Source organism: Nostoc sp. S13 (assembly GCF_029379315.1).
Taxonomy (GTDB): Bacteria; Cyanobacteriota; Cyanobacteriia; order Cyanobacteriales; family Nostocaceae; genus Nostoc.
Map to the genome: position 1 here is coordinate 1 of NZ_JAQYWQ010000188.1, position 8151 is coordinate 8151.

The window sequence follows — 8151 nt, forward strand, 5'->3', positions numbered from 1 at the left end:
CCTAATTAAATTTACTACAAAAGGGAGAAGGAGAAGCAGCCGACGGCTGCTTCTCTTCCCCCACTATCATAATGATTATCATTATGATAATTGGTGATTTTTTTGCTTGGAAGTCCCTAACTGGTAGACACAAAAACAGTTTGCAGCAAAGTTGGGTGTCACCAAATTCCTCGCGCCGTGGAGAGCAACTGCTTTCAAGCATGGGGGTAAGGCGCTCTCGTATTTATTCGCAGTCAAAAAATACTCTTCACATGTGATACAATAGAGAGTATGGAACAAGTATTGACATTGGTTTGCAAGCTTAACCCCACGTCTCAACAGGTTGTAAAAATAGAAGCGACACTGAAGGCGTTTGCGGATGCTTGTAACTATGCTAATCAGCAGGTTAAACCCCAAATTACAAGCAAGACAACCATTCAGAATATGGTCTATCAAGACTTGCGTTCGTTGTTCGGCTTGTCTGCTAATTTGGCTGTCAGAGCTTGTGCCAGGGTAGGAGCTAACCGCAAAACAGCCAAACAACAGGGTAAGCCAGTCAAATCTTTCAAACCAACCAGCGCCGATTACGACGCGAGAATTTTTGCATTTAGAGAGAAAGACTGGACTGTTAGCTTGAATCTGCTCTCTGTTAGAGAACATATCAAAATGGATATTGGTAATTACCAACTGGGGAAACTTAAAGGTAAAAAACCAACATCGGCGCAATTGTGTAAACATCGGGATGGTTCCTACTGTATTCATATTCAAATCAAAGATGAAGTTCCTGAGCCACTCAAAGCTACCAACGTTATTGGTGTAGATTTTGGGAGGCGGGATATCGCTGTAACTAGCAATGGGGATAAATGGGACGGTAAACAGATAACTGATATTCGAGATAGATACGCCAAAACTAGAGCTTCTTTGCAACAAAAGGCTACGAAAGGCACAAGGTCTACTCGCCGCAGAGCGAGACGGATTTTGCAACGGCTGTCGGGGCGTGAAAGAAGATTTCAGCAATGGCTCAACCATCAAATCAGCTACCGGATTATCAAAGAAGCACTGGCAAAAAATGCTATTGTTGCAATTGAAAACTTGACTGGAATTAGAGAACGTACTAACAAGCAACCTAGAAATAAAGTTGAGCGTAGACGTTCTAATTCTTGGTCGTTTTATCAGCTGCGTTCCTTCCTTGAATACAAAGGAATCAAGGAAGGGGTTGACGTAATTACTGTACCACCTGCCTACACAAGCCAGACGTGCCACCAATGTTTGCACATTGGCTTGAGGTCTGATAAACGTTTCAAATGTGGTAATTGTGGCTGGCATGGTAATGCTGATTTGAATGGTGCAAAACTGATTTCTTTATTGGGGCAATCTGTAAGCTTGCCCGGAGGTTCGAGCTATCTATATTGTTCTCTCAATATAGATAGCTCAGGGCTACTACAAAGCCCCGCCCTTTAGGGCTGGGGTTAGCTTACGTATCCCACGATTAATCGGTGGGAAAACGGACGTGCTACGCCTTTAGCTTTGGCTATTTACCGATGTTTGGCTTCACTAAACCGACTGCACAAACAGATATTTAATATGTGCGATCGCCGATCGTCACATCGTCAGCTTTTTACTGTAGAGCTATTTACGCCAATTAAGTCCCATGCACCCCTTGTTTAAAATAGTTCCACTTTTCAGCCTTGTGGCAACTTCCTTACCCTTTTCATTGGTACAAGCACAAACCTCCAATCAAACCTGCCAAGCTTTGTTGAACAACGAGCGTACTTATCATGTCAACTGGTATCCGGTAAAGCCATTGCCCGAAACTGTTGCTACAGATGCAGTGGCACGTCAACTCGATGAACTCCAAGCGATCGCAGTATCACCCAGTTCCTTAGATTTAACTATACAGAGGGAATTAGGACAATGGTTGATCGAGAAGCCAGATCCAGGAACGGCTGAAACAGGTGCTCCGGCCCGAATGGATGCATTGCTCAAAGCACTACCCAACACTCAGAAACCTCAACTCACTGCCATTTTCGACCAATTAGCAAATCGGATTGAAAAGTTGCCATCGTTGAATTTACGGGCAGAAATGACTGGCAAACTAGCAGGCTATTATCAACAGTTACAGGGCAATGACCGCGCTAGTTTACTTCTCAACCAGGCGATCGCCAAGGCATTAAAGTCTACCGATGTGCAAGGCCGCGCTGTTCAATTAACCAAGCTTCTTGATGCAGTTGTGGAGCTTGGACTGTCCACAGCTATTCTGCCACAGTTGCCGCAAATTGAAACCGTTCTTTCCCCTAGCGTCCCAACTTTATCTTTAGCCCGCGTTTATGCAAATACCAACCAATCGCAAAAAGCACTTCTACTTGCCGACCGTCTTGCCAAAGCTACCCCCGCAGGACAAATCGTCAATTCAGACCTGATTGCGCTGTATCTACAATTAAATCAGCTATCACGAGCCAATCTTTATTTTAAAATAATCTCTCCTATTGATGATGCTCCCTACGGACGTTTAGCTGCTGCTTACGATGGCGCTAAACAGACCCAACAGGCTGATAAAGTCTTTAAGGATGGATTTAGTTCACTGCCAAGGGGGCTGGCAATCAATCACTTTTTGTCCGCCTACTTAAAAGCTAGGGGCAATCCCGACCGCCTTTTCACGGGGCTGCCGACACTTGAAGGAGTGGGAATCATCGATTTGCGTAGGGATTATTTGTTGCCAGCCGCAGGCGAATATCGCCGCCGCAACCAACCTGAAAAAGCCTTAAGAGCGATCGCCCAATTCGTGCAACTTGCGGCATCTAGTAATTTGGATCTTGACGACCTTCTAATGACAGCGATTAGGGATGGCAATCTCCCAGAAGCCAAAACAGCTTTTGAGCAATTACTTGCCCAGAACGCATTTGCAAAAGTTGAACCACCTATTAGCTTTGCTGGTGAAATTAATGCCCTAGATGCGATCGCACCTTTTGTTCAACGCTTGTCAAAAAACCCTGAGCGCCGGATTGAGTTACTCCAATCTCTGGCGATTGCTTACGCTAAACAGAACCAACCCAGCAAAGCCATCTCTATTGCAGAACGGATTCCGCGTCGAAGCCCAGGGTATTCTTCTGCAATTGATACATTGGCACAGGTTGCCACAGTATTTGCCAAAAGTGGGCAAAAAACTCCATCTCAGATGATATTTGCGAAAGCTTTAAGTTTGTCAGCAAACATCAAAGAAATTGAGACTCGTGCCCAAGCTTATGCAGCAATTGCTCGTGCTTATACTAATGCTGGAGAAACAGCCTCTGCGGAAACGACTCGTCAAACTGCTGTCAAATGGGCTTCATCGTTACCTACCGATCCCAATCAGGGCTTTAGTGCCAACGGTATGCTGTCCTTAATCTCGCAACAGTTTTTGAATGCCAATCAAGTCGAAGCAGCCTGGAAAACGCTCCAAGAGATTTCTCACGATGCTTACAAAAACACAAACATTGGCAATTTGGTAGTTACAGCATTACAACTAGGTAATTTACCCATTGCCCAGCAAGCGGTTGATTTACAGTATAGCTACGGAGCGCCAGAATTATTTATAGATGAAGCATCTCAACTTGCTAAAGCTTACCTCGACCGCGATCGCCCTGAAGAAGCAATAAAAATGCTCGAACGGGCTACAAATGTTTTCAATAACCAAAACAAACCTAACCTCAGCCTTCTCCTACCAATTGTGCGACTTTATGCAAAAGCCGGACGCATCGATGTTGCCCATGAGCTGATGAAAAAGTTTCCGAATCCTATTTCATCTAATGATGTTTTTTGGCGACAAGAACTTCACCAATAGACCTATCCACAAATAAACCTCAAAATAGCTGAAACCCTTACATAGCTGGCTTTTTAGCTTATATAAAACAGGAACCTCTAAAACCCTCTCCAGAGCTAGGTTTCAGCCAAATAAAGTTCTCATTTCCGGATAAGTCTAATATGTGGATTGCCACCAGAAAGCTTTTTTATAAATCTAGACCAAAGTTGTAAACAAGTCGCTTAAATCCAGCAATGTCATGCATCTTCGAGATTTCTTTATTACTTAATTTCAACTCTCGTCTCATCCGATTGGAGTTTTCAAACGGAGTTTCCCCGTCCCCTTCATACAATAGATTCCCGCTTGAGACGTTTATCAGCGTACATTAATTCGTCAGACTTGGCGATTAGTTCTTCTAGTGACCTATTGCTTTCTGGTGAGTAACGCTCTATCCCTATACTCATCGAGAGTTCATAACTACGGTTTTGCTGTTGATTAAACTTGGCGATATTTGCTTGCAGACAGGCTTGGATGGTATCAGCGTCCTGAAAGTAGCTAGAGATGAAAACAATGAACTCATCTCCACCTAAGCGAGCAACAATATCCGAGTTCGGAAAACTTTGCTTGAGTAATTGAGCAGCATCAACAATCAAGGCATCTCCCATGTCGTGACCAAGGGTGTCGTTAATCAGTTTTAGCCCATCTAAATCAATGAAGATCACCCAGCAAAAAACTTTCATGCAGTAAGCAGTTTTTAACTGTTGTTCAGCCAACAAAAAGAACCCACGTCGGTTATGCAAACCTGTTAGTTCATCTGTCAGCGATAACTGCCTTCCTTCCATTTCTGCTTGTTTGCGGTTGCGAACTTCCTGAATCAGTTCCATCTGAGCGATCGTCTGCCGAGTTAGGCGGCGCAGTGCATCCAACTGCTGGTAACTTAGGAAACGAGGAATGGTATCGATCACACACAACGTTCCGATGGCAAAACCATTGGGTGTAACTAGTGGGGCACCAGCATAAAAACGAATTTTGGGATTACCTTTGACTAGGGGATTGTTATTAAAGCGATCGTCCTTGAGGGCGTTAGGAACCACTAATATATCGTTTGGTTGAAGAATGGCATGGGCACAAAAAGCTAACTCTCTGGGTGTTTCCCTGGCTTCTATTCCAACCTGAGATTTAAACCATTGGCGATCGCTATCAACTAAGCTAATTAAAGCAATTGGAGTCTTACAAATGTAGGCAGCAAGAGCAGTTAGGTCATCAAATGCTTGTTCCGGTAGAGTATCCAGAATATTGTAATCAGTCAATGCTTTGAGCCTTTCTGCTTCATTTTCAGGTAGAGGAGCAGCTTGTGTTTTCACAGATGAGTGTTTGAGCCTTACCCAGGAAAGTCGGCTGCATGATCTAAACATCTGTGCAACAAAAATCAACATTCGCTTGAATATACGGAAGCATTGTATTACATGATTTTCTTCATGCCTTTGCTTTGCTGTGTTGTTCATGTCACCCTAGCTTTCACTGTGCAAATTCCCTGAGTATATAGATGCTTACAAGCTCTTTTGCCCAAGGTCAGCTTGGAAATGATCAGTATATGCGAAAAATCATCAAAGCTTATTATACTACGAGAGTTCTTCGTCTGAACTTGACATTTGTGATACCGCTATTTTGTATATAGGATTAATATTTTATTTCTGAAAAAGCTCGGTACAACTCGAAAAGCCTAATTCCTTATTCCCTATTCCCTACTCCCTACTCCCCACTCCCCGCCTAAGTAGATAATTTCAAAAATCAAATACGATTCCTATAGATCCACAGAAGTTCCCAGGGCCGGCTTCCAACCCCCGGAACTTTTTTTTACTGTCTGTTCTCTACTAGAGGCTAGGCTGGAATTAGTCTTTATATGACTCCAAAACCCCACTGCGAATCATTAGTTGCGGCCAAAACAACACAAAAAATCCCATCCACGTCACTACAGGGATAGAGACGAGAACTGTTAGCCAGATAGTTTTAAATAGTAACCAGCTACCACCAATCAGTGTTACACCTGTGAGAACTATAGACCAGGGCTGACACCACCAAGGTTTGTAATTCCAGGGACTTACGGGCTTTTGTTCAGACATTAATAAACTCCAAATTTTCCTTAGCTAGGGTTTTAGACGGTGATAAATTACCAATTTACAATCGCATCAAGGAAAATAATTATATTAACTATGAACCATATATTGATTTTATATCCTCTTGACTTAAAGGTTAATACAATAGCCCTGTTGATTATTCCCACAGTTTCCATTAAGCGGTCTTAAAGAATCGAATAATTTCGCGGACATGATCGAGAAATTGTCCGTCAGTTGAAAGTTGCGCGATCGCATTTCTGGCTTCTCTCCCCAAACGCTCATGTTCAGTTTGATTTGTCGCCCGTAATTCTTCTAAATTAGCCGCAATCCGCGCTAAATCTCGGCGAGTTTCTTCGGCAAAGCGTTGTTGAGTTGTGGATAATGAATAGGGCTGTTCTGGGTTAAGTTGGTCTTCTAATGACTGGATTTTTTGTTCCAATATAGAGAAGCGATCGCGCAGTTCAAAAATATCTTCGCGCGGATACTTCCATTCTTGGCGAATCATCGCCAACCGCGCATATAAATACTCATATGCCCGAATCGCCGGACGCAGAATTGTTAATAACAAAGCGGCACCAGAACTTATATACCCAACCGTACTAATGCCAGTGGCAGCGAGGGTATAAAGACCAACGGCTGAGAATAAGTGTAAAGCAACGGCAACCCAGAGCGATCGCTTTGCCAACGCTGTGACATACTTCACTTGTTTCTCATCAACTAAAATACCTTTTTCAGTTGATTGTGCTGCTTCTGCTAAAACTTCTTTGGCTTGAAAATGCACATTCCACGGTACGGTAACAATTACCAACAGCCACCAAAAACTGGCGCCACCAATCACCCAGTCAAGAAAGTTACCAGCAGGGATGTGCAACCATTGCAGTAAGCCAAAAGCTGCTAGCACCACAACCACAATTCCAGCAATGGAACTGATGAAAAAGTTAATATACATCTTGCCCTGCTCCAGTTAAACTATCACCTCGATCATGACTTTAACCTAGCATTTATACTTAAAACCATGTGATGGTTTTTTTAGTAGCACATATGCCACTGTGCAGAATTGAAACTTCAAAATTTCTGGTGTTCAGAATGCTTGTGATAGTTTTTCTAGTAGCACATATCTTAATTGTACGTAATTCAAAAATTCTGGTGTTCAATAGACATCTCCGAAAAAGAATGTAGAGACGCGAAATTTCGCGTCTCTACAAGGGTTCTAGATAACGCATATTTAATTTCACCAGATGTCTAATAGGTCAACCATAAATCAATTCTGAGGAACAATTTCTCTAATGACCTGAATAAATGTTTGCAAGATAGGTGATGACTCATCTTGTCGCCAGACGGCTGCAAGCTCCACCTTTGCTATTGAGGTGTTGAGATTGGTATAAACAACCCCTGTCCTGTGGATATTACGAATTGATGCAGGAGCAAGGGAAACACCCATACCAGCAGAGACAAGACCGAGTATTGTTTGCTTATGGCTTGCTTTTTGGACGACTTTAGGACTGAAACCAGCTTGTTGGAATAAACTGATGCATAAATCATAGTAGCCGGGTTCTAAATGACGCGACACCAAAATGAAAGATTCATTGCCTAAAGCGGACAAAGTTAATTCCGGCTTTTTAGCTAGAGGATGAGATTCTGGCAAAACCACCACAAATGGTTCTTGCAGAATCATAGACAAGCTTAGAGACGCATCATTTACAGGGGGAATCATCAGCCCAAGATGAATTTGACGGTTTTGTAAAGCCTGTATTTGGGCGCTGGTTGTCATTTCCTCTAAATCCAATTCAACGTTAGGGAAACGCTCTCGAAATACCTGAAGAACTTTTGGCAAAATACTATAAGTTGCAAAACCAGAGAAACCCACAGCAAGTCGCCCAATTTCTCCCTGTGCAACAAGTCTTGCCACTTTTATTGCGTGAGATGCTTTATCCAAGACTTGACGCGCCTCCTGCAAAAAAGCTTTTCCTGCTTCCGTAAGCTGAACCTGACGCTTGGTGCGGTGGAATAGTGAGACATCCAATTCTGCCTCTAATTGGCGTATTTGTTGACTTAGAGGCTGCTGCGCCATATGGAGTCTTTGAGCTGCTCGACCAAAATGTAATTCCTCTGCAACTGCGACAAAGTAGCGTAAATGCCTTAGTTCCATTTTTTGAACTTTTTAAGTGTTAATTACCTATAAAAAATGTGTTGGACAGGATGACAGCTAGCATCTAATGTAATAGACTTATCCTTAATATAAATAGCATGAGATAATAAAAAGGTGGAGTAGAAATT

The 8151-nt window shown here is 42.8% G+C and carries 6 protein-coding genes; 2 read left to right on the forward strand and 4 right to left on the reverse strand.

The genetic code is table 11. From position 1 onward, the window contains the following. Nucleotides 1–270 precede the first annotated feature (270 nt). Nucleotides 271–1440, forward strand: coding sequence for a transposase (locus PUQ00_RS31275; protein ID WP_300423759.1), 1170 nt, complete (start codon nt 271–273; stop codon nt 1438–1440). Between the two features lie 190 nt (nt 1441–1630). Continuing rightward, nucleotides 1631–3799 (forward strand): hypothetical protein, encoded by a 2169-nt coding sequence (locus tag PUQ00_RS31280; protein ID WP_300423760.1) that lies wholly within the window; start codon nt 1631–1633, stop codon nt 3797–3799. A 302-nt stretch (nt 3800–4101) separates the two neighbouring features. Here PUQ00_RS31280 and PUQ00_RS31285 read toward each other — a convergent pair whose 3' ends face one another. The 4 genes from PUQ00_RS31285 to PUQ00_RS31300 form a co-directional block, all read right to left on the reverse strand. Then, nucleotides 4102–5121, reverse strand: coding sequence for a sensor domain-containing diguanylate cyclase (locus PUQ00_RS31285; protein WP_300423761.1), 1020 nt, complete (start codon nt 5119–5121; stop codon nt 4102–4104). Between the two features lie 528 nt (nt 5122–5649). Beyond that, nucleotides 5650–5880, reverse strand: coding sequence for a DUF6737 family protein (locus tag PUQ00_RS31290; RefSeq protein WP_300423762.1), 231 nt, complete (start codon nt 5878–5880; stop codon nt 5650–5652). A gap of 169 nt (nt 5881–6049) precedes the next feature. Further along, nucleotides 6050–6823 carry a hypothetical protein gene (locus PUQ00_RS31295; RefSeq protein WP_300423763.1) on the reverse strand — a complete coding sequence of 258 codons (774 nt, stop codon included), beginning with the start codon at nt 6821–6823 and terminating at the stop codon, nt 6050–6052. Nucleotides 6824–7135: 312 nt separating this feature from the next. Then, the gene (locus PUQ00_RS31300; RefSeq protein ID WP_300423764.1) at nt 7136–8023 is read right to left on the reverse strand and encodes a LysR family transcriptional regulator; all 888 of its coding nucleotides are present in this window, start codon (nt 8021–8023) and stop codon (nt 7136–7138) included. Between the last annotated feature and the right edge of the window lie 128 nt (nt 8024–8151).

Coding starts and splice junctions, on each gene's coding strand:
- PUQ00_RS31275 (WP_300423759.1), top strand. CDS start 271: ATGGAACAAGTATTGACATTGGTTTGCAAGCTTAACCCCACGTCTCAA.
- PUQ00_RS31280 (WP_300423760.1), top strand. CDS start 1,631: ATGCACCCCTTGTTTAAAATAGTTCCACTTTTCAGCCTTGTGGCAACT.
- PUQ00_RS31290 (WP_300423762.1), bottom strand. CDS start 5,880: ATGTCTGAACAAAAGCCCGTAAGTCCCTGGAATTACAAACCTTGGTGG.
- PUQ00_RS31295 (WP_300423763.1), bottom strand. CDS start 6,823: ATGTATATTAACTTTTTCATCAGTTCCATTGCTGGAATTGTGGTTGTG.
- PUQ00_RS31300 (WP_300423764.1), bottom strand. CDS start 8,023: ATGGAACTAAGGCATTTACGCTACTTTGTCGCAGTTGCAGAGGAATTA.